The sequence below is a fragment of the Pseudomonas sp. 5P_5.1_Bac1 genome, assembly GCF_025466015.1.
Classification (GTDB): Bacteria; Pseudomonadota; Gammaproteobacteria; order Pseudomonadales; family Pseudomonadaceae; genus Aquipseudomonas.
The window spans coordinates 1-21,221 of record NZ_JANLNX010000026.1; the positions used below are offsets into that span (position 1 = coordinate 1).

General features: G+C 65.2%; 16 protein-coding genes. 11 read left to right on the forward strand and 5 right to left on the reverse strand.

Going from position 1 to position 21,221, the window contains the following annotated elements; genetic code table 11:
* Positions 1–119: 119 nt before the first annotated feature.
* The 3 genes from NTD82_RS04810 to NTD82_RS04820 form a co-directional block, all read right to left on the reverse strand.
* Positions 120–1,160 carry an NADP(H)-dependent aldo-keto reductase gene (locus tag NTD82_RS04810; protein ID WP_095159647.1) on the reverse strand — a complete coding sequence of 347 codons (1,041 nt, stop codon included), beginning with the start codon at positions 1,158–1,160 and terminating at the stop codon, positions 120–122.
* A 77-nt stretch (positions 1,161–1,237) separates the two neighbouring features.
* On the reverse strand, positions 1,238–2,200 hold the full coding sequence (locus tag NTD82_RS04815; RefSeq protein ID WP_262127946.1) for an aliphatic sulfonate ABC transporter substrate-binding protein: 963 nt from the start codon (positions 2,198–2,200) through the stop codon (positions 1,238–1,240).
* A 16-nt stretch (positions 2,201–2,216) separates the two neighbouring features.
* A complete protein-coding gene (locus NTD82_RS04820; protein WP_262127947.1) occupies positions 2,217–3,182 on the reverse strand; it encodes an ABC transporter substrate-binding protein in 966 nt (321 codons plus the stop codon).
* Positions 3,183–3,482: 300 nt separating this feature from the next.
* On the opposite strand from NTD82_RS04820, the gene NTD82_RS04825 reads away from it, so the two are divergent.
* From NTD82_RS04825 to NTD82_RS04865, 9 genes are all read left to right on the forward strand, one after another.
* Positions 3,483–4,679: an acyl-CoA dehydrogenase family protein gene (locus tag NTD82_RS04825; protein ID WP_262127948.1), complete on the forward strand. Its 1,197-nt coding sequence runs from the start codon at positions 3,483–3,485 to the stop codon at positions 4,677–4,679.
* Positions 4,676–5,620, forward strand: a complete 945-nt coding sequence (locus NTD82_RS04830) for a D-isomer specific 2-hydroxyacid dehydrogenase family protein (protein WP_262127949.1) — start codon at positions 4,676–4,678, stop codon at positions 5,618–5,620. Before NTD82_RS04825 ends, NTD82_RS04830 begins: the two co-directional genes overlap by 4 nt.
* 64 nt (positions 5,621–5,684) lie before the next feature.
* Positions 5,685–6,485 (forward strand): class II aldolase/adducin family protein, encoded by an 801-nt coding sequence (locus NTD82_RS04835; RefSeq protein WP_262127950.1) that lies wholly within the window; start codon positions 5,685–5,687, stop codon positions 6,483–6,485.
* A 157-nt stretch (positions 6,486–6,642) separates the two neighbouring features.
* Positions 6,643–8,790, forward strand: coding sequence for a TonB-dependent receptor (locus tag NTD82_RS04840; protein WP_262127951.1), 2,148 nt, complete (start codon positions 6,643–6,645; stop codon positions 8,788–8,790).
* A 354-nt stretch (positions 8,791–9,144) separates the two neighbouring features.
* Positions 9,145–11,559: a TonB-dependent receptor plug domain-containing protein gene (locus tag NTD82_RS04845; protein WP_262127952.1), complete on the forward strand. Its 2,415-nt coding sequence runs from the start codon at positions 9,145–9,147 to the stop codon at positions 11,557–11,559.
* A gap of 52 nt (positions 11,560–11,611) precedes the next feature.
* A complete protein-coding gene (locus NTD82_RS04850; protein WP_262127953.1) occupies positions 11,612–13,240 on the forward strand; it encodes an ABC transporter substrate-binding protein in 1,629 nt (542 codons plus the stop codon).
* Positions 13,237–14,187, forward strand: coding sequence for an ABC transporter permease (locus NTD82_RS04855; protein WP_262127954.1), 951 nt, complete (start codon positions 13,237–13,239; stop codon positions 14,185–14,187). The genes NTD82_RS04850 and NTD82_RS04855 overlap by 4 nt, the downstream gene beginning before the upstream one ends.
* A gap of 1 nt (position 14,188) precedes the next feature.
* A complete protein-coding gene (locus NTD82_RS04860) occupies positions 14,189–15,079 on the forward strand; it encodes an ABC transporter permease (protein ID WP_262127955.1) in 891 nt (296 codons plus the stop codon).
* Positions 15,076–16,692, forward strand: a complete 1,617-nt coding sequence (locus NTD82_RS04865; protein ID WP_262127956.1) for a dipeptide ABC transporter ATP-binding protein — start codon at positions 15,076–15,078, stop codon at positions 16,690–16,692. Before NTD82_RS04860 ends, NTD82_RS04865 begins: the two co-directional genes overlap by 4 nt.
* A gap of 95 nt (positions 16,693–16,787) precedes the next feature.
* On the opposite strand, the gene sodC is transcribed toward NTD82_RS04865, so the two are convergent.
* Complete coding sequence (gene sodC / locus NTD82_RS04870) at positions 16,788–17,315, reverse strand: superoxide dismutase family protein (RefSeq protein WP_095159636.1); 528 nt, start codon at positions 17,313–17,315, stop codon at positions 16,788–16,790.
* 393 nt (positions 17,316–17,708) lie between these two features.
* Between sodC and NTD82_RS04875 the strand changes: the two genes are divergently transcribed.
* Both NTD82_RS04875 and NTD82_RS04880 read left to right on the forward strand, forming a co-directional pair.
* A complete protein-coding gene (locus NTD82_RS04875) occupies positions 17,709–18,389 on the forward strand; it encodes a hypothetical protein (protein WP_262127957.1) in 681 nt (226 codons plus the stop codon).
* A gap of 138 nt (positions 18,390–18,527) precedes the next feature.
* The gene (locus tag NTD82_RS04880) at positions 18,528–19,745 is read left to right on the forward strand and encodes a DUF3422 domain-containing protein (RefSeq protein WP_262127958.1); all 1,218 of its coding nucleotides are present in this window, start codon (positions 18,528–18,530) and stop codon (positions 19,743–19,745) included.
* 60 nt (positions 19,746–19,805) lie between these two features.
* Here the strand turns inward: NTD82_RS04880 and NTD82_RS04885 are convergent.
* Positions 19,806–21,221 (reverse strand): amino acid permease (locus tag NTD82_RS04885; RefSeq protein ID WP_262127959.1); only part of this gene is annotated, 1,416 nt, incomplete at its 5' end.

The window sequence follows — 21,221 nt, forward strand, 5'->3', positions numbered from 1 at the left end:
GTTCTCTGTAGGAGCGAGCTTGCTCGCGATGCGTCAGTGAGTTGACTGAGGCATTCGCGAGCAAGCTCGCTCCTACAGGGGGAGCCGGCATACCTACAGGAGGGGCCGGCGTATTTCTGCTACGGCGCAGGGTTCGGCTGTTCTACGTGGATCGCTTCGATCCCGCGCAGCAACTCTTCGGTCAAGTTCACCTCAACGCTGCCCAGGTTGCTGTGCAACTGCTCAAGGGTGGTTGCGCCGATGATGTTGCTGGTCACGAACGGGCGGCTGGTGACGTAGGCCAGCGCCAGTTGCGCCGGGTCAACGCCGTGCTCCTGCGCCAATGCCACATAGGCTGCGGTCGCACGCTCCACCTGCGGATTGTTGTAGCGCTGGAAACGATCGAACAGGGTCAGGCGCGATTTCGCCGGCTGCGCGCCGTTCAGGTATTTGCCCGACAACACACCAAACGCCAGCGGCGAATAAGCCAGCAGCCCCACCTGCTCACGAATGGAAATCTCCGCCAGGCCCACTTCGTAGCTGCGGTTCAGCAGGCTGTAGGGGTTCTGGATCGACACCACGCGCGGCCAGCCACGGGTCTCGGCCAGATGCAGGAAACGCTGCACGCCCCACGGCGTCTCGTTGGACAGGCCGATCTGGCGTACCTTGCCCGAGGCCACCAGGTCGGCCAGCACTTCCAGGGTGTCTTCGATGGCGACGGCTTCATTGTCGTCAGCGTCGTGCACGTAGCCAAGCTGACCGAAGAAGTTTGCCTGGCGATCCGGCCAGTGCAGTTGATAGAGGTCCAGGTAATCGGTCTTCAGGCGCTTCAGGCTTTCTTCCAGCGCCGCGGTGATGTTGGCGCGGTTGAGGCGGGTATTGCCGGCACGGATGTGGTCGATACGGTGCGGGCCGGCCACTTTGCTCGCCAGTACCCACTGGTCGCGGCCACCGAAACGCTCGAAGTAGTTACCGATGATCCGCTCGGTTTCGCCGTAAGTCCGGGCGATCGGCGGCACCGGGTACATCTCGGCGGTGTCGAGGAAGTTGACCCCGGCCTCGCGGGCCACGCGGATCTGTTCGAAGGCTTCAGCCTCGCTGTTCTGCTCGCCCCAGGTCATGGTGCCGAGGGCGATGGCGCTGACTTCGATTCCGCTGTTGCCCAGTTGACGCTTTTCCATGAATCACTCCTTGGTTGATAACGGCGAAGGCCGCTGGCACCCCGAGAGGTGCCAGCGGCCCTGGATCGGTGACGGTATCAGCGCTGCACGGCGGGCTTGAAAAGCTCCACGGCGCTGGCGTCGATCTTGCGCGGCAGCAGGCCCTGGGCAAAGAACACATCGGCGATCTGCTGCTGCTCGGCGAGGTTGTCGGCCTGCACCGGCTGCACATCATAACTGCGTCGGCCGTTGGCTTGCTCGACCGTGGCCACATCCAGGTTACCCCACAGCGGCCCGAGCACCTTGGCGGCATCGGTCGGGTTGGCCTTGATCCACTTGCCCGCGTTGCTCAGCGAGTTGAACAAGGTGTTGAGCACCGCGGGGTGGGCCTTGGCGTAGTCGCTGGACGCCAGATAATAGCGCTGATAGTTGGACAGGCCGTCGCCATTGCTCAACACCCGCGCATGTTGCTGACGCTGGGCGCTGGCGACGAACGGGTCCCAGGTGACCCAGGCATCCACCTTGCGGTTCTCGAACGCGGCACGGCCATCGGCCGGAATCAGGTAGGCCGGCTGAATGTCGCTGAAGTTCAATCCGGCCTTGGCCAGGGCCTGGATCAGCAGGTAGTGGCTGCCGGCGGCCTTGGTCACAGCGATCTTCTTGCCCTTGAGGTCAGCCAGGCTTTTCAGCGGCGAATCGGCCGGCACCAGAATGGCCTGGGCCAGCGGCGACGGGGTCTCCCGGGCGAAGTAGGTCAGCTTGGCACCCGCGGCCTGGGCGAACACCGGCACGGTGTCGGCGACGTCCGCCGAGACATCGACGTTGCCCAGGTTGAGCGCTTCGAGCAGCGGAAGACCACTGGCGAATTCATGCCAGGAGACAGTGATGCCCTGCCCGGCCAGTTGCTTTTCCAGATCGCCCTGGGCCTTGAGCAGGGTCAGCAGGGTCGAGGATTTCTGGTAGCCGATGCGCAGGGTTTCTTCGGCGCTGGCCGTGCCGACAAGACTGGCGCCAAGCACCACGGCGGCGGCCAGCCGGTACAGACGCTGGAATGGAATCATGCGGGAAGCTCCGGTTTCAGGGGGTTTGAGTCAGGGTGGCGGCGGCCGGCAGGACGAAGCCGCTGGCAAAGGTCGGTTTCACATCGAGGCGTTCGGCGATCAGGCCATGGGCCTGGTAGAAGTCAGCGGTTTCCTGCTGCTCGTCGATGGTCTTGGCGTCTACCGCCTGCCAGCGCAGTTGCCGGCGTTCGAACTGCAGGCGCGCGGCGTCCACCGGGAAGCCGATGATCTGCGCCAGGGTTTTCGAATAGCTGTCGAGGTTGTGGTTGGCCCAGTCCTGGGCCTTGGCCAGGCGTGTCAGGTAATCCTGCAGGGCTTCGCGGCGGGCCGGGTCATCGAGGGCTTTGTCGGTGGCGGCGAGGAAACTGTTGCCGCTGGACAGGCCGCGGCCGTTGACCAGCACCCGGCCCTGCCCGCTCAGTTCGGCCAACGCGGTGTAGGGTTCCCAGGTGGCCCAGGCATCCACCGAGCCGTTGGCCAAGGCGACCTTGGCGTCCACCGGGCCGAGGAAACGGAATTCCACGTCTTTCTCGGTGAGACCCGCGCTGGCCAGGGCCTTGAGCGCTACATAGTGGCCGATGGAGCCGCGTCCGGTGGCGATGCGCTTGCCCTTGAGGTCGGCGGCCGCTTTCAGCGCCGACTTCGGTTCCACCAGCACCGCGGTGCCGTAGGCATCGGATTTGTCCACGGCGATGGCCTTGACCTGCGCCCCGGAGGCCAGGGCGAACAGCAACGGCGCGTCGCCGATGATGCCGGCATCGATCGCCCCGGCATTCAATGCCTCGGCCAGCGGTGCGGCGGCGGGAAACTCGGCCCAGCGGATGTCATAGGGCAAATCGCGCAGGGCATCGGCGGCTTCCAGTTGGGCGCGCATGTTGCCTTTCTGGTCGCCGATGCGCAGTTCGAGGCGGTCGGCGGCCAGCACCTGGCCGGCCAGCAGCACGGCGGCGCCAAGCGCCAGAATTCGTTTGAAAGGGATCATCGCGGACACTCCTTGGAGGCTGGACAACAGCCTGTTGTCAGGTTCTGGGTTCCATCCGCCATGTGTCGCGAATGTCAGCAGACTGTACCGACACCTAGATAATCAGTGAAATGCATTTTGGTCATAACCTAATATGCGAACAATTTTTCATTCTCGCCATTAGCTTAGAACCATAAAGAATTTTACATAGCACTTTGCCAAGCATACGGTCATAAGCCCCACCGGCATGGATCCGCTGTCCAGGGTGGGTGAACGGCGCTCCTCGGGGGCGCTCCCTGCGTCTTATGCGATGAGTGCCTGATGAGCCAGTCTTCCGCCACTGCTGTCCCGCTGCACCGGCCGACCCCGTCGGACAGTGCCCCGTCCGGCCTGGACCCGGTCGTGCTTTCGACCATCACCCGCGAGCTGGCGGCCAGTGCCGCCGACTACGACCGCAGTGGTGCCTTCCCCGCCGCCAACTTCGCCCTGCTGCAACGCCATGGCCTGCTCGGCTTGACCGTGCCGAAGGCGCTGGGCGGCGGCGGTGCCGACCTGCCCAGCGCACGCAAGGTGATTGCCGCGGTGGCCAAGGGCGAGCCGTCCACCGCGCTGATTCTGGTGATGCAGTACCTGCAGCATTTCCGCTTGCAAGACGACCAGCGCTGGCCGGCCCACCTGCGCGAGCGACTGGCTCGCGAAGCCGTGGAGAACGGCGCGCTGATCAACGCCTTCCGCGTCGAGCCAGAACTGGGCACCCCGGCCCGTGGCGGCCTGCCGGCGACCATCGCCCGGCGCACCGCCGACGGCTGGCGGCTGTCCGGGACCAAGCTCTACTCCACCGGCAGCCATGGCCTGGAGTGGTATCTGGTGTGGGGCCGCAGCGATGATGCCGACCCGTTGGTGGGCGGCTTCCTGGTGCACAAGGACACGCCGGGCATCCGTATCGTCGATGAATGGGACCACCTCGGCATGCGCGCCACCTGCAGCCACCGCGTCGAATTCGACAACGTGCTGCTGCCCCTCGACCACGCCGTCGCGGTCAGCCCGGCCAGCGCGCCGCGCCCGGAGCTGGACGGCGAAGGCCTGGTGTGGATGGCGGTGTTGCTGTCGAGCATCTACGACGCGGTGGCCCAGGCCGCGCGCGACTGGCTGGTGACCTTCCTGCGCGAGCGGGTGCCGTCCAACCTCGGCCAGTCGCTGGCCAGCCTGCCGCGCTTCCAGGAGCGGGTCGGGCGCATCGACACCCTGCTGTTCGCCAACCGCAACCTGCTGGACTCTGCCGCCGCCGGCCTGGTCGAGCCGAAGAACGCCGGCCAGCTCAAGCAACTGGTGACGCAGAACGCGATCCAGGCGGTGGAACTGGCCATCGAGGCCACCGGCAACCCCGGCCTGTCGCGCCATAACCCGCTGGAACGGCACTACCGCGACGTGCTGTGCAGCCGCATTCACACCCCGCAGGACGACGTGGTGTTCCACGGCACCGGCCGCGCGGCCCTCAGCGAGGAAGCAAGCCAATGAGCACCATCAGCGTGATCGCCAGCCAGCTTGACGCGCAGGCCAACGACTACATTCGCCAGCAACTGCCCGAGCACCGGGTGCTGGACCTCTCGCCGGATCAATTCAATGCCGAGCGCGCCGACGTACTGATCGTGCGTCCGATCAACGTGCGTGGCCGTCGCGTCGATCAGCCGCCTGCGGGCTGGCCGTGGTCGCTGCGCTGGGTGCAACTGGTGTCGTCGGGCATCGACTTCTATCCCGACTGGCTGTTCCAGGGCCCGCCGGTCACCAGCGGCAAGGGCAGCAATGCCGAACAGGTCGCCGAGTTTGCCCTGGCGGCGATTTTCTCCGCGGCCAAGCAGTTGCCGAACATCTGGGTCAAGGACGACGACTGGAGCTTCACCCCGCTGCAACCGGTGCGCGGCAAGACCCTCGGCATCCTCGGCCTGGGCAGCATCGGTCGTGCCCTCGCCGCCAAGGGCCATGCCCTCGGCCTGCGGGTGATCGCCCTGGGCCGACCGGGCCAGCCGCTGGAAGCCGGCGTGCCGGTCGAGGCGGTGGCTGACCTGCACCAGTTGTTCGCCGAGTCCGATCATCTGGTTATCGCAGCGCCCCTCACCGCCCAGACCCGTGGCCTGATCAACCGTGACGTGCTGGCCAGCGCCAAGCCCGGCCTGCACCTGATCAACATCGCGCGCGGCGGCCTGCTCGACCAGCAGGCCCTGCTCGAAGGGCTGGAAGCCGGCTGGATCGGCCGCGCCACGCTCGACGTCACCGAACCCGAGCCGCTACCCGCCGGCCATCCGCTGTACAGCGACCCACGGGTGTTTATCTCGCCCCACACCTGCGCCATTTCCACCGAGGGCATCCGCGGCTTTGCCGAGGATTTCGTCGAGAACTTCCGCCGTTATCACCAGGGCGAAGCGCTGCGCAATCTGGTGGACCACCAGCGCGGCTACTGAACCTGAACCCTCGAACCTGAACCTATGAACTTGACGCGCCGCCTGGCGCGTGGGGAGCACTGCAATGACTGCCGTTTCCGTTCTGACCGTTTCCTCCGACCTCGATAGCGTGCGCCAGCGGGTCAGCGCCGAAGAATGGGAGGTGCGGGTCAAACTCGCCGCCGCCTACCGCCTGGCCGCGCTGTTTCGCTGGACCGACCACATCTACACGCACTTCTCGGCACGGGTGCCCGGCCCGGACGAGCACTTCCTGATCAACGCCTATGGCCTGCTGTTCGATGAAATCACCGCGTCCAACCTGGTCAAGGTGGACGTCGACGGCACGATCATCGACGACCCGCTGGGGCTGGGCATCAACCAAGCCGGCTACGTGATTCACAGCGCCATCCACCGCGCCCGCCCCGACCTCAAGGCGGTGCTGCACACCCACACCCGCGATGGCGCGGCGGTGTCGGCGCAACGCGATGGCCTGCTGCCGCTGTCGCAGCATGCACTGGCCTATTACAGCCGGGTCGTCTACCACACCTACGAAGGCGTGGCCCTGGACCTCGACGAGCAAGTGCGCCTGGTGGCTAACCTGGGCAACAGCAACATTCTGATCCTGCGCAACCACGGCCTGCTCACCGGCGGCAGCAGTGTCGAGCATGCGTTCCGTGAGCTGCATGGCCTGGAGCGCGCCTGCAATATCCAGATCGCCGCGCAGGCGGGCGGCAATGCCGACCTGCTGTTCGCGCCGGAGGCGGCGATCGAGAAAGTGAAGCAGCAGACGGCGGCGTTTCTTGATGGCAACAACCCGGGGATCCAGCGGCATTGGGATGCGCTGATCCGGCAACTGGATCGGGAGGGGGATGGCTACAAGCATTGATTTTTTGTGATGTTCAAGGCCATCGCGAGCAAGCTCGCTCCTACAGAGAAAACGCGTTGCACCTGTAGGAGCGAGCTTGCTCGCGATAACCAGCCCCAATCCAACTGACCGACCCCACTCAGGGAGGAAATCCAAAAAAAGCCAGGAAGACCCCAGCATGCCCCGACCAGCCTTGCGCCACACTCTCCCACCGTTGCTCTTGTCCTTGCCCCTGACCACCTTCGCCGCCACCGAAGCCCCCAAGGAAGAACGCCTGCCGAGCGTCACCGTGACCGCCGAGCACCGTCAGGAAAACCTGCAGAAAACCCCGGTGGCGATCAGCGCCTTCGACGAGAACACCCTGCGTGACCAGCAGATCAACAACATCCGCGACCTCTCCGGGCGCGTGCCGAACCTGACCCTCAACCGCCAGTCGATCTCCTACAGCGCGCAGACCTACGGCATCCGTGGCATCGGCGAGACCGACCCGATCCAGGAGGCGGCGGTGGCGGTGTACGCCGACGACCTGTACATCCCGCGGGCGATTTCCTCGATGCTCGACTTCAACGACGTCGAGCGCGTCGAAGTCCTGCGCGGTCCGCAAGGCACCCTGTACGGGCGCAACAGCGCGGCCGGGGCGATCCGCGTGATCACCCGCGACCCGGACCAGAAGACCCGCGCCTTCGTCGAGCTGGGCGCCGGCAACTATGACGCGCGCAACGGCCGCCTGCTGGTCAGCGGGCCGCTGGTCGACGACACCCTGTTCGGCAGCTTCTCCGCGGTGCGCCTGAGCCGCGACGGCACCGTGCACAACCGCACCCGCGACAAGGACGTCAACAACGTCGATATCCAGTCCTACCGCGGCAAGCTGCGCCTGGCCCCGGCGGATTCGCCGTGGGACACGCAACTGACCCTGGCCGGCACCTTCGACCGCGGCGACACCACCAGCTACACGCCGTTCGACCCGGCCAACGGCCATTTCGACAAGTTCAAGACCTACAGCAGCCTCGACCCGAAAAACCGCCTCGACCAGGGCAGCGCGGTGCTGCGCTCGATCTACCACATCGATGACCAGTTGAGCGCCAAGTCGGTCACGGCCTGGTCGACCTTCGACCAGCCGGTGGACTACGACAACTCCGGCGAGGCCAACAGCGGCAACGCCGCGCCGGTGCAGAACAACCTGATCCACTACAAACAGCGCTACGCCACCCAGGAGTTCCAGCTCAACGGCGAGTACGAGCGCTTCAACTTCACCCTCGGCGCCTTCCTGTACAAGGAGCGCTTCCGCGCCGAACGCGACAGCCTGACCTATTCGGTCGCCGCCGACCGGGTCAACGCCAGCGGCCAGTACAGCACCACCGACACCGAAAGCTACGCGCTGTACGGCCAGGGCACCTACAAACTGACCTCGCGCCTGTCCGTCACCGGCGGCCTGCGCTACACCGCCGAGCACAAGAACTTCGACTACAAGAACTACCGCATCACCACGGCACGGGACATCACCGGCCTGAACTTCGAGGCCGAAACCAGCGAGAGCTGGGCCTCCTTCAGCCCGAAACTCGGCCTGGAATACGCCTGGACCGACAACCTGATCCAGTACGGTTACGTCGCCAAGGGCTTCAAGGCCGGCGGCTTCGACAACCGCGCGCCGACCCGTCTCGCCGCCTTGCAGGGCTTCGACCCGGAAAACGTCATCACCTACGAAACCGGGCTCAAGGGCGACTACCTCGACGGGCGTCTGCGCAGCAACATCGCGGTGTTCTACAACGACTACAAAGACCTGCAGACCAACGCCTGGGACCCGGCCATCAGCGCCAACCTGCGAACCAACGTCGGCAGCGCCCACAGCTATGGCGTGGAACTGGAAAACACCGCCCTGCTCAGCCGCGACCTGACCGCCACGGTCAACCTCGGTTTCCTCAAGGCCCAGTACGACGATTTCAAGAACGCCGCCGGGCCGGGTGTCGATGCCGATGGCAACTGGATGGTCTTCGCCCCGCGCTGGAACCTGGCGCTGGGCTTGAACTGGACCGTCCCGGTGGACCTGCCGGGCGCGCTGGTGGCCGGCACCGACTGGCAGTTCCAGACCAAGTCCTACGCCAACGCGGTCAATGGCGACATCTATGAAGTGCCGGAACAAAGCTTCTGGAACGCCAACACCAGCTACAGCAGCGGCGACGGCCACTGGACCACCACCCTGGCGGTGAAGAACCTGCTCAACCGCGCGTACCCGCAGAGCATCGCGTACTCGGCGGCGAGCAGTACCGCGTATTACTCGGTGAACGACCCGCGGACGGTGACCTTGAGTGTGCGGTATGACCTGTGAGGCGGATTAGGCTCGTTTAACACTGATTCACCCGTGGGAGCTGGCTTGCCAGCGATGAGGCAGTCAGGGACACAGCGGGTGTCCGGCCTGGCCTTATCGCTGGCAAGCCAGCTCCCACAGTGGTTTCAGGGCGCCAGGGAAAGAAACACATCAATAATTTGCATATTAAAAATAAATAATAATTCCTAAAAAGAATAATATTAATATTCCAAAAAAGAATTTCCGCTGACGTTCTTATAAAAATAAGATCAATCCCAGACGACCTCGTCCCCCCTTCTAAAAACGATCAACGCCAGGCGATCCACCTGCACCCAGACCCAGGGCCAGTGCCACGCAGTAACGGACTATGCCCGCATGCACATATCCCGATACCCGCACCTCAGCACCCTCACTACCGCCCTGCTGTTCGCCGGCTTTGCGCCCGCAACCCAGGCCGCGGACAAAGACGCCCGCCTCGATACCGTGACGGTGATTTCCACCGGTGTCCGCGGCCAGGCACGTACCGTCGCCGACAGCCCGGCGCCGATCGATGTAATCAACAGCGAGCAACTGCTCAAGACCGGCCGCGCCGAGTTGTCCGAAGCCATTTCCCGCCTGCTGCCGTCATTCAACTTCGGCACCAATATCGCCGGCTACAACTCGGTCACCCGGCCGCTGAGCAACCGCAGCCTCGGCCCGGCCTACACATTGGTGCTGGTCAACGGCAAGCGCCGGCACAACGGCGCCGTCGGTCAGCGCGGCAATATCGACAACAGCGGCGCCAACGCAGTGGACATCGACCTGATCCCGGTCAGCGCCGTGGACCATATCGAAATCCTCAAGGACAGCGCCGCCGCCCAGTACGGCTCTGACGCGGTGGCCGGGGTGATCAATATCATCCTCAAGTCCAGCGCCTCCGGCGGGCATGTGGAAACCAGCTACGGCCAGCTCTATTCCGGCCAGGGCGAAACCATCAAGGTGGCCGGCGACCAGGGCTTCAAGCTTGGCGAAAGCGGCTTTGTGCACCTCTCCGCCGACGCCCGCAAACGCGGCGACGCGGCCTGGAACGACAAGGCCGACAGCAGCGTGCGGGCCTTCCGCGACCCGGTGAAGGAAGCCGCCTGGGACCGCGTCGCGATCAAGAACGGCGACCCCGAGATCAAGGCCTTCAACGTCGCCTACAACGCCGAACTGCCGCTCGACGCGCTGACCCTCTACTCCTACGCCACCTACGGCGAACGCGACGCCGAGGCCTACAACTATTTCCGCCTGCCCACCGGCACCGCATCGGTGCCGGAGCTGTTCCCGGACGGTTACTACCCGCTGAACAACATCAAGGACCGCGACTACCAGTTCCTGTTCGGTGGCAAAGGCGAGCGCGCCGACTGGCACTGGGACCTGAGCACCACCTACGGGCGCAACAACATCCACCACTCCAGCGACTTCAACATCAACCCGTCGCTGGGCACCGCCACGCCGACCCGCTTCGACAACCTGGCGACCTTCCGCTTCGAGCAGTGGGTCAACAACTTCGACCTGACCCGCCGCTACGACAGCCTGTTCGGCCTGACCTCGCCGGTGCAGGTATCGGCCGGCCTCGAACACCGCTGGGAACGCTTCAGCACCTTCGCCGGCGAGCCCGCCGCGTACCTCACCGGCAACTACCCGGCGGCCTCCGGCGCCCAGGCCGCGGTGACCCTGCGCCCGGAAGACGAAGTCAGCCTGATCCGCAACAACTACGCGGCCTACCTGGACCTCGGCTTCGACCTCACCGAACGCTGGTTCCTCGACCTGGCCGGCCGCGTCGAGCACTACGATGACGACTCGGGCAACACCTTCGGCCTCAAGCTCAACTCGCGCTATGAACTGACCGATAGCGTCGCCGTGCGCGGCACCGTCGGCACCGGCTTCCGCGCGCCGTCGCTGACCCAGATCGGCTACACCGTCGCCGACAACCGCGTTGCCACCGACGTCAACGGCAACGTGGTCCCGGCCGTTACCCGCCTGACCCCGTCCGACAGCAGCCTGGCCGCGGCCCTCGGCGGCGACGCGCTGAAGCCGGAGAAGTCGCGCAACCTCGGCCTCGGCCTGACCTGGCAACCGGCGCCACGCACCAGCATCACCGCCGACGCCTACCTGATCGATATCGACGACCGCATCACCCTGACCAGCAACATCTACGACCAGGGCAACGGCGTCATCACCAGCATTCTGCAAAGCCAGGGCGTGGCCCGTGGCACCTGGGTCAACTACTACACCAACGCCTACGACACCCGCACCAAGGGCCTGGATATCGTCGCCGACCACAGCACCGACTTCGGCGCCTGGGGTGACGTGCGCTGGAGCCTGGCGTTCAACTGGAACAAAACCAGCATCGAGGACGTGCGTGACACCCCCGCCTCCCTCGCCGGTTCCGGCATCACCCTGGTGGGCCGCGACCGCGAAGGCGACCTGACCGTGGCCAGCCCGGAAACCAAGTGGATCCTCGGCGCCAACTGGAAGGTCGACAACCTCGCGGTGAACCTGCAGACCACCCGCTTCGGCAGCGTCAAGACCCTGGCGGTCAACCCCAGCGGCGACCGCAGCTTCGGCGCCAAATGGATCACCGACCTCGACGTCGCCTACACCTTCTTCGACCAACTGACCCTCAGCGTCGGCGCCACCAACCTGTTCGACGTGCGCCCCGACAAGCACGCGGTGTACAGCCCGCTGGGCCTGGCGCCGTATGGCAACCCGCCGTTCCATCCGGGCGGCGGCTACTGGTACAGCAAAATCGCCTACGACTTCTGATCAGCCCGGCCGCGCCGCCGGGATGCGGCGCGGCCCTCAACGAGGAATGCCCATGAGACTGCAACGAACCCTGGCCAGCGCGGCCATCCTGCTGGCCCTGGGCCTGACCCTGCCGGGCTGCTCGCCTTCGCAACCGGACGCACAGGCGGCCAGCACACTGAAAATCGCGTTCTGGAACGACAACACGCAGTTGGTCAGCATCGATCCATTCCAGGTCTATTGGCTGGAACACCGCGTGGTGCTGCGCAACGTGGTCGAGTCGCTGACCGACCAGGACCCGCAGACCGGCAACATCATTCCGTGGCTCGCCGAGCGCTGGGAAATCAGCCCCGACGCCCGCGCGTACACCTTCTACCTGCGCCAGGGCGTGACCTTCAGCAACGGCGAGGTCTTCGACGCCCAGGCGGTGAAAACCGCCTTCGACAGCAACAAGGCCTTCGCCGCCGAACTGCCGAGCACCTTCGGCGCCACCTACCTGGCCGGCTACGACCACGCCGAAATCATCGACCCGCAGACCATCAAGCTGGTGCTGAGCAAACCCAACGCGGGCTTTCTCCAGGCCACATCCACCACCAACCTGTCGATCCTCGCGCCCGAGTCCTACCGCAAGAGCGCTAAGGAGCGCTCCCTTGGCGCGGTGATCGGCAGCGGCCCGTTCAAGCTCGAGCACTACACCCCGGAAACCGGCCTGAAGCTGGTCCGCCGCGACGGCTACACCTGGGCTTCGGCCAACGTGCAGAACAAGGGCGACGCGCACCTGTCCGCCATCGAAGTCAGCTACGTGCCGGAAGACAGCGTGCGCAACGGCCTGTTCCTGCAAGGCAAGGTGGACATCCTCTGGCCGCGCGTGCCGTTTTCCGAAGTCGACCTGCAACTGCTGCAACGCAACGACGCCACCATCCAGAGCCGCTCCCTGCCGGGTCCGGCCTGGAACCTCTACCCCAACACCCGCGACAACCGCATCCTCGCCGACCACAACGTGCGCCTGGCCGTGCAGAAAGCCATCGACCGCAAGAGCTACGCCAGCACCGTCTACAACGCAGCCTTCCCGGTGGTGGACGGCGTGTACGACGTGACCACGCCGTTCTTCCGCAGCCAGGGCGACAAACTGGCCTACGACCCGCAAGGCGCGGCGAAGCTGCTGGATGACGCCGGCTGGCGCCTCGGCGCGGACAACTACCGGCAGAAGGACGGCAAGCGCCTGACCCTGGTCTACAACCTGGCCGGCAAGGAAACCGCCGGCGACGTACTGATCCAGGACCAACTGCGCCAGGTCGGCATCGACATCAGGCTGAAGGTGCAAACCACCGCCGAGTGGGCCGCCGCCAACGCCGCCGGCAACTACGACCTGACCTACACCTACATGACCCGCGCCGACCCGATCATCCTGCAGACCATCCTCGATCCGCGCACCGCCAACAGCGCCACCCTGGCCACCAACACCTACACGCCGACCGTGCTGCCGCACGCTCAGGCGCTGTTCGACGCCGGCCTCACCGCCACCGCGCCGCAACAACGCGCCGACGCCTACGGCCAGTTGCAAGACCTGCTGATCGATCAGGGCTCGGCGATCCCGGTGTACGAGCGGGTCTGGCAGGCGGCGACCTCCAAGCGCGTGCAGAACTTCCGCTGGAGCGCCGAGGGTTTCGCCTTCCTCAATGACATCGAGGTCAAGCCATGAGCCGCTACCTGCTCGGCCGCATCGCCCAGGCCGCGCTGGTGCTCTGGGGCGCTTACACCATTACTTACTTCATTCTCTACCTGCTGCCGGGCGACCCGCTGAGCATCATGCTCAGCGCCTCGGGCATGGAAATCGATGCGCTGTCACCCGAGCAACTGGCCAAGGCCCGCGCCTATTACGGCCTCGACCAAGGCTTGCTGGAGCGCTACGTGGACCTGCTGCTGGGCGTATTGCAGGGCGACCTGGGCCAGTCGCTGACCCTCAGCCGCCCGGTCACCGCGATCCTCGCCGAACGCCTGCCGCAAACCCTGGCCCTGGCCGGGCTGGCGATCCTCCTGTCGCTGGTCGGCGGGGTCGGCCTGGCTTATCTCGCCGCCTACGTGCGCTGGCAGCCACTGAAAATCGCCCTCGCCCGCCTGCCGGCGCTGGGCTTTTCGGTGCCGGTGTTCTGGATGGGCCTGCTGCTGATCCAGATATTCGCCTTTGGCCTCGGCTGGTTCCCGGCCACCGGCAGCCTCGGTTTCGAAAGCCTGGTCCTGCCGGCCGTGACCCTGGCGATCCCCAGCGCCGCGGTCTACGCCCAGGTGCTGCAACGCGGTTTCATCGATGTCTGGCGCGAGCCCTACATCACCACCGCCTTCGCCAAGGGCCTCAGCCGCGGCCAGGTCCAGGCCCGCCATGGTTTTCGCAACGCCGCCCTGCCGCTGCTGACGCTGATTGGTTTGCAGGTCGGCAACACGGTGTCCGGCGCGGTGCTGGTGGAAACCATCTTCGCCCGCAACGGCGTCGGCCGGCTGGTCCAGGAGGCCGTGCTGCGCCAGGACATTCCGCTGGTGCTGGCGGTGGTTGCGGTGTCCGCCGCCGCCTTCGTGCTGGTCAACCTGCTGGTGGACCTGCTCTACCCGATCCTCGACCCGCGCATCACCCATGCGCCCAAGGTGACCTGAGATGACCGTCCTGCAACGTCGCTTCTCGACTGCCGTGCAAACCCCTCACTGGCGCCCGCGCCGTCGCCTGCAACGGCTGCTGGACCAGGCCGGACCGCTGCTGCGCCGGCCCGGCTTCGTGCTGGCCCTGGCGCTGGTGCTGTTCACCCTGCTGGCGGCCTTGGTGCCCGGCCTGTTCACCAGCGTCGATCCCTACGCCACCCAGCCCGCGGCGAAACTGCTGCCGCCCAGCGCCACGCACTGGTTCGGCACCGATGAACTGGGCCGCGACCTCTACACGCGGGTGCTGTACGGCTCACGGCTTTCGGTGCTCGCGGCCTTGCTGGCGGTCGGTCTGGCGCTGGTGGTCGGGCTCGGTCTGGGCATCGTCTCGGGCTTTATCGGCGGACGCCTGGACGCGGTGATCATGCGGGTGGTCGATGTGCTGCTGGCCCTGCCCGGCCTGCTGCTGGCCCTGGCAATCGTCACCGCGATCGGCTTCGGCACGGTGCCGGTGGCGATCGCCGTGGGCGTCGGGATCATTCCCGGTTTCGCCCGTACTACTCGCGCCGAAGTGCTGCGGATCAAGACCCTGCCCTATGTGGAAGCGGCGCGGCTGGGCGGCGCGAGCTGGGGCCGCACCCTGCTGCGCCATGTGCTGCCCAATGCCTGGGGCCCGGTGGCGGTGCTCGCCACCCTTGATGTCGGCGCGGCGATCCTCGCCACCGCCGGCCTTAGCTTCCTCGGCTTCGGCGCCGCGCCGCCCGCGGCGGAATGGGGCACGCTGATCGCCAACGGTCGCCATTTCCTCATCACCGCGCCGTGGGTGTCGCTGCTGCCGGGGCTGTTCCTGGTGCTGGTGGTGTTCAGCCTCAACCATATCGCCCGCACCTTCGAGGAGGTCCAACGATGAGCCGCCTGATCGACGTCAAGGACCTACGGGTCAGCTATCACAACGCCGGGCGCGTTACCGAAGCGGTGCGCGGGGTGAGTTTTCACCTCGAGCCGGGCGAGACCCTGGCCATCGTCGGCGAGTCCGGCTCGGGCAAGACCACCGTGGCCGGCGCCCTGCTCGGCCTGCTGCCGCTGACCGCGCGGATCGACGGCGGCAGCCTCGTGGTCGACGGCCACGACATCAGCCACGCCAGCGACAAGGTCAAGCAACAGTTGCGCGGCCGAGTGGTCGGGCTGGTGCCGCAGGACCCGATGGTCAGCCTCAACCCGACCCTGAGCATCGGCAAGCAGATCGGCGAAAGCCTGATCCTGCGCCATGGCCGGCGCTATCCGGGGCTGGACGCCGATGTGCTGGAACTGCTCGAGCAGGTCGGCATCGACAACCCGGCCCTGCGTGCCGTGCAGTATCCCCATGAACTATCCGGCGGCATGCGCCAGCGCGTGCTGATCGCCATCGCCCTGGCCGGCGAACCGAAGCTGATCATCGCCGACGAGCCCACCAGCGCCCTCGACGTGACGGTGCAGAAACGCATCCTCGATCACCTGGAGCAACTGGTGAAAGCCCGGGGCATTGCCCTGGTGATCATCACCCACGACCTCGGCGTGGCCGCCGACCGCGCCGACCGGGTGCTGGTGATGAGGAACGGTGAAGTGGTGGAAACCGGCGCGGCGCGGGAGGTGCTGTCCGCCCCCAGCCACGCCTACACCCGCGACCTGCTGGCCGCCGCGCCGGCCTTCGGCGAAACCCGCCGGCCAGAGCCGGTGGACACCCGTGGGGCGCGGCCGCTGCTGAGTTTCGAGGACGTCGGCAAAGACTTTCGCCTGCCCCGGCATGCCGGCGCGCAGCAGAGTTTCCAGGCGTTGCAGGGGCTGAGCCTGAATGTCTATCCACGGCAGACCCTGGCCATCGTCGGCGAATCCGGCTCGGGCAAAAGCACCAGCCTGCGCATCGCCCTCGGCCTCGATCACCCCAGCCGTGGCCGCGTGCGCTTCGACGGCCAGGACATCGGCGGCCTGAGCTGGAAACAGTTCAGACCGCTGCGCCAGCGCATGCAACTGGTGCAACAGAACCCGTTTGCTGCGCTGGACCCGCGTTTCAGCATTTACCAGACCGTGGTCGAGCCGCTGGTGTCGTTCGGCCTGCTCAAGGGCCGCGAACTGGAACAGGCGGCGCGGCAACTGATGGACCAGGTGCAATTGCCCGCCAGCTACCTTGATCGCCTGCCGCGGGAACTGTCTGGCGGCCAGCGCCAGCGCGTCGCCATCGCCCGGGCCCTGGCGCTCAAGCCTGATCTATTGCTGCTGGATGAACCGGTTTCGGCGCTGGACGTATCGGTGCAGGCGCAGATCCTCGACCTGCTGCGGGAACTGCAGGCGGAACTGGGCGTGGCGTATGTGCTGGTGTCCCATGACCTGGCGGTGGTCGCCAGCCTGGCCCATGAAGTGGTGGTGTTGCGCCAGGGGCAGGTGGTGGAACAGGGGGCGGCGCAGGAGGTACTGGAAAGGCCGCAGGACCCGTATACCCGGGAGTTGCTGGAGGCGGTGCCGGGCAGGAGGTTGGCGGTGGCCTAGACTTATCGCTGGCAAGCCAGCTTGCCGGCGATGAGGCCATCAACATCAACCAAAAATCCCGGCCAAAAGACCGGGATTCTTTATTCCAACAACCGTTACTTGATCACCCCACAAGCAAACCGCGCCGCCCCACCACCCAGCGGCGCCGGATGATCCGAGTGGTTATCGCCACCGGCATGAATCATCAGCGCATGGCCTTTGAGCTCGTCCAGATTCTTGATCTTCGGCGCCAGCAGCGGCTGCGCGGCCTTGCCGTCGGCGGTGACGATCAGCGCCGGCAGGTCGCCCATGTGGCCGCCGTCATCCCACGGGAAGCTGTGCTTGCCGGTGTTCTTTGGATCCCAGTGCCCACCGGCACCGCCAGCCGGGACCGGCTTGCCGTCGGCTTCGGTTGGCGCGCAGCTCGGGTTGGCATGAACGTGGAAGCCATGCACGCCCGGCGCCACGCCACTCAACTCCGGCGTGAACACCGCGCCATACGGGCTCTGGGTGATAGTGACGAACCCGACGCTCTTGCCTTCGCCCTGGGCGCTGGCTTCCTTGAGCTCGACCTTGAGGGAATCGGCGGCATTCACCGCGGCGCTGGCGCACAGGGCAACGGTCAGAGCAATCCACTTTTTCATGAGGCACGTTCCTTATTACAGAGAAAAATCGCTTTGGAGCTTAGTCAAAAGCCCTTCCGGGTTCGAACAAAAATCAACCGCAGCAACAACTTGATAACTATGGCCGCAGCAACCCGGTTCAGTTCCCCCTCGAACGTCATAAAGGGGTCATCGCTTCCCGCTCAAACTCATGCCAATATGACATCACTCTCACCAACCAGGGACCGGTAATGAGCTTTTCGATCGGCTGTTCGCCTTCCGCCAACGGAAAACCCGCGCCCCTCAATGTCCGCATGCCTCGCACCCTTTTACTGGAGCACGGCCGAGCTGTGCCTGCGCTCCTGTATCACCCACAGCACTTCCGTGCTGAATAACCCCAACCGGCAACTGATAGCGTTTCTAGGAGAACACGGCATGAACGGCACTCGGATCGCACTCGCGGATATCGTCGCCTACCCCGCTTACCAACGACTCAAGGAAGGCTTGTCGAGCCTCGGACATGTCGCCTCAGGTCGCATGGGCCTCGCCTTGCAGGGGGTTGACCTGCAGCAGTTGAGGACGCCCCGCGCCAGCGCCGACGACCATTTCGTCTGGCCGAAGTACCAGGGCCTGGTGCTGAGCGAAGGTGGCATCACCTGCACCGAAGCCTGCTTCGTTGCCTGGGGCGGCGTGGTGAACGACGCCATCTACGAATTTCTCACCCCGACCACTGCGGGCATTCCGGATATTTCCGTCGGTTTGGGTCTGTGGTGCACCCAGGACGCTCCCGAGGCGGAACTGCTCATGGCCAGCCTGCTCAACAGCCTGAGTGAATTTACCCAGACGCAATGGAACCTCAGCACCTTTTACCGTGACGGTGGCTACGGCCCGGTGGTGTTGCTGTCGGCGCACCGCTCGCTGATCGACCTGCACGTCCAGGCCGACGGTGGCGACCTGGACCAGATCGCTGCGGATTTCTTCGACCTGCATGGCCAGGCTGTGCTTCAGGTCCTGTCGCAACGCTTCGACAACGATGAAAGCCTGGACAGCCGGCTGCTTGCCCTGGCCTACGGCACCACCGAGCTGCCCGTCTTCGACTCGATTTCCAAAGCCTGATTTCACTAAGGGCCAAGCCCCCTGCGACATTTCGCCCGCCCCCGCGGGCGTGACCCACGGGCCAGTCGGCCTGTCTTCCAGATGCGCGCCCTCAGTGGGCGCGACATCCGCAGACAATCACAACAATACGGCTGACCCATGCACCCCCAACGCACCGCCTTGCACAACGAGCTGCATGCTCGCCCCTCCCTGTATTTCGACGCCCCGGCCCATGTCTTTCACCTGGCGTTCATCGGTGGCCAGCAACCCTGCAACGCCCTGCTCCAGCGCTGCAGCCTGGACGCCGTCGATACCGACGCGGTCCAGGGCATCACGCAATTCGACGGCTGTCCGTTCAAATGGGAGCGCCATTCCGAGTTCTTCACCTTGACCCTGGTCCAGCCCAGCGCCAGCGCCGATCCGCAGTGGAGCGGCCTGCCCCCTGCCCTGGCCTACGCCATCGAGCCGTACCGCGAGCAGTTGATCAACGCCATGCAACTGGTGGTGCGCGAGGAGCCGGGCCTGGACTTCGCCAGCTACGGCTTCAAAGACCCCAGCGGCTCCAGCGTGGGCGGTGGCGATGCGGTGGTGTGGAGCGACTTTCGCCTGGACGACGAGGGCGTCAACCGGCTGCTGTTCGTCAATCGCCGGCTCAATGCCTACCGGCTCGGGCGCATGGTGCGTCGGCTGCTGGAGCTTGAGACCTACCGGATGATGGCCTCCCTGGCGTTGAGCACGGCCAAGGACCTCAGCCCGCAACTGGACGGTTTCGACCGGACGCTGGTCCATCTTTCACAGCGCAATGCCGGCGCCAGCGGCGTGCAGGCCAAAGTGTTGCTGGAAGACATCGTCGAACTGTCGCGACAGGTGGTCGCCAGCACAGTGAAAAGCCGCCACCGCTTCAGCGCGACCCAAGCCTACGCGCAACTGGTGTTCGAGCGGCTGACGGAACTGCGTGAGGGCAATGTCGAGGATTACCAGCGCCTGGGCGTGTTCATTGAGCGACGCTTCAAGCCCACCGTGCGTTATTGCGCGGCGACCGAACAGCGGCTGGATCACCTGGCCAAGGGCGTGGCCAACCTTGGCGACCTGTTGCAGGCGCGGGTGCAGGTGGACATGGAGGAACAGAACGCCGAGATCCTGCGCAGCCTGGCTGCCCGGGCCGAGTCGCAGATCAAGATTCAGCGGGCGGTAGAAGGTTTGTCGATCATCGCGATCACCTATTACCTGCTGAGCCTGTTCAAGTTGCTGTATGCGGGGCTGGATACGTTGGGCGCACACATTGCGCCGCGGGATGCGCTGCTGGGACTGGCGCCAGTGGTGGGGTTGATGCTGGGGGTGATTCTGCTGCGGATCAGGAAGGCCAAGCAGCATTGAGGGGGTATCGCGAGCGAGCTCGCTCCTACTGGAGCGAGCTCGCTCGCGATGATTACACCATCAGGCCGCTTTCTTCAGCGCCCGGTAGTGCACAACCATACCCATCATTGCCACGACTGCCGCCGCCGCGCCGGTGGAGATCACCAGAATCTGGTACTCCTCGACGAACGCCATGGTCACCAGGCAGCCCACGATGAACACGATGCTCAGGTAGGTCAGCCAAGGGAACAGCCACATTTTCAGGCGGATCTGCTTGCCTTCGGCTTCCAGCTTGCGGCGCATTTTCAGTTGCGAGCAGGCGATTACCAGGTACACCAGCATGGCGATCATGCCGGTGGTGTTCATCAAGGTGTCCAGTACGTCTTTCGGACGCAGGGCCTCGTTGAAGTTGATCAGGGCGCAGATCACTGCAACAGCGCACGAACCGATGATCGCGAAGACCGGTACGCCGGTGCCGGCACGGGTCATCTTGAAGATCTTCGGTGCGTCACCACGGGTCGCCAGCGAGAACATCATGCGCGAGGCGGTGTAGTGAGCCGAGATCAGGCAACTGCTGACCGAAGTCAGGACCACGAAGTTCATCACGAACTCGGCGCCCGGAATGCCCAGCAGTTCCAGGGTGCGGCGGTACGAACCGTAGCCGGAGGTGCCCATCAGCGGGTCATTCCACGGCACCAGGCAGACGATCAGGAAGATCGAGCCGATGTAGAACAGGCACACGCGCCAGACCACCGAGTTGGTTGCCTTGACGATCTGACCGGCCGGGTCTTTCGACTCGGAGGCGGCGATGGTGACGATTTCTGCACCGAGGAAGGCGAACATCGCACCCAGCATCGCCACCACCACCGACTCGATGCCGTTGGGCATGAAGCCGCCGTGGGCGGTCAGGTTGGCCATGCCGCTGACTTCACCGGTCGGCCACAGGCTCATCACTGCGGCCAGGCAGACCACCAGGAAGCAGACAATGGCCACGACCTTGATCAGGGCGAACCAGAACTCGAACTCACCGTAGTGCTTGACGTTGAAGAAGTTCACGCAGATCAGCGCCAGGGTGGCAATCAGCACGAAGCTGTTGATGCTCACCGAGGGGAACCAGCCGTGCAGGATCTTGCCGGCGACGTAGGCTTCCCACGCCATCAGGATCACCCAGTAGCCCCAGTACAACCAGCCGATGGTGAAACCGGCCCAGCGACCAATGGCGCGCTCGGCATAGGTGGAGAAGGAGCCGGTGTCCGGCGAGGACGTCGCCATTTCACCGAGCATGCGCATGACCAGCACCACCAGGATGCCGCCCGCCAGGTACGCCAGTACCGCGGCCGGGCCGGCGCTGTGGATCACGCTGCCGGAACCGACGAACAATGCGCCGCCGATAACGCCGGCGATCGACATCATGGTCAAGTGACGTGATTTGAGCGAAGCCGCCAGCTTGCTCTCGTGCCCCGACTTCTCCGCAGAAGTCGATGTGGATGTTGCGTC

What these genes read in the sequence shown, in the direction of transcription:
- NTD82_RS04810 (WP_095159647.1), bottom strand. Translation starts at nt 1,160, where the DNA reads ATGGAAAAGCGTCAACTGGGCAACAGCGGAATCGAAGTCAGCGCCATC.
- NTD82_RS04815 (WP_262127946.1), bottom strand. Translation starts at nt 2,200, where the DNA reads ATGATTCCATTCCAGCGTCTGTACCGGCTGGCCGCCGCCGTGGTGCTT.
- NTD82_RS04820 (WP_262127947.1), bottom strand. Translation starts at nt 3,182, where the DNA reads ATGATCCCTTTCAAACGAATTCTGGCGCTTGGCGCCGCCGTGCTGCTG.
- NTD82_RS04825 (WP_262127948.1), top strand. Translation starts at nt 3,483, where the DNA reads ATGAGCCAGTCTTCCGCCACTGCTGTCCCGCTGCACCGGCCGACCCCG.
- NTD82_RS04830 (WP_262127949.1), top strand. Translation starts at nt 4,676, where the DNA reads ATGAGCACCATCAGCGTGATCGCCAGCCAGCTTGACGCGCAGGCCAAC.
- NTD82_RS04835 (WP_262127950.1), top strand. Translation starts at nt 5,685, where the DNA reads ATGACTGCCGTTTCCGTTCTGACCGTTTCCTCCGACCTCGATAGCGTG.
- NTD82_RS04840 (WP_262127951.1), top strand. Translation starts at nt 6,643, where the DNA reads ATGCCCCGACCAGCCTTGCGCCACACTCTCCCACCGTTGCTCTTGTCC.
- NTD82_RS04845 (WP_262127952.1), top strand. Translation starts at nt 9,145, where the DNA reads ATGCACATATCCCGATACCCGCACCTCAGCACCCTCACTACCGCCCTG.
- NTD82_RS04850 (WP_262127953.1), top strand. Translation starts at nt 11,612, where the DNA reads ATGAGACTGCAACGAACCCTGGCCAGCGCGGCCATCCTGCTGGCCCTG.
- NTD82_RS04855 (WP_262127954.1), top strand. Translation starts at nt 13,237, where the DNA reads ATGAGCCGCTACCTGCTCGGCCGCATCGCCCAGGCCGCGCTGGTGCTC.
- NTD82_RS04860 (WP_262127955.1), top strand. Translation starts at nt 14,189, where the DNA reads ATGACCGTCCTGCAACGTCGCTTCTCGACTGCCGTGCAAACCCCTCAC.
- NTD82_RS04865 (WP_262127956.1), top strand. Translation starts at nt 15,076, where the DNA reads ATGAGCCGCCTGATCGACGTCAAGGACCTACGGGTCAGCTATCACAAC.
- sodC (WP_095159636.1), bottom strand. Translation starts at nt 17,315, where the DNA reads ATGAAAAAGTGGATTGCTCTGACCGTTGCCCTGTGCGCCAGCGCCGCG.
- NTD82_RS04875 (WP_262127957.1), top strand. Translation starts at nt 17,709, where the DNA reads ATGAACGGCACTCGGATCGCACTCGCGGATATCGTCGCCTACCCCGCT.
- NTD82_RS04880 (WP_262127958.1), top strand. Translation starts at nt 18,528, where the DNA reads ATGCACCCCCAACGCACCGCCTTGCACAACGAGCTGCATGCTCGCCCC.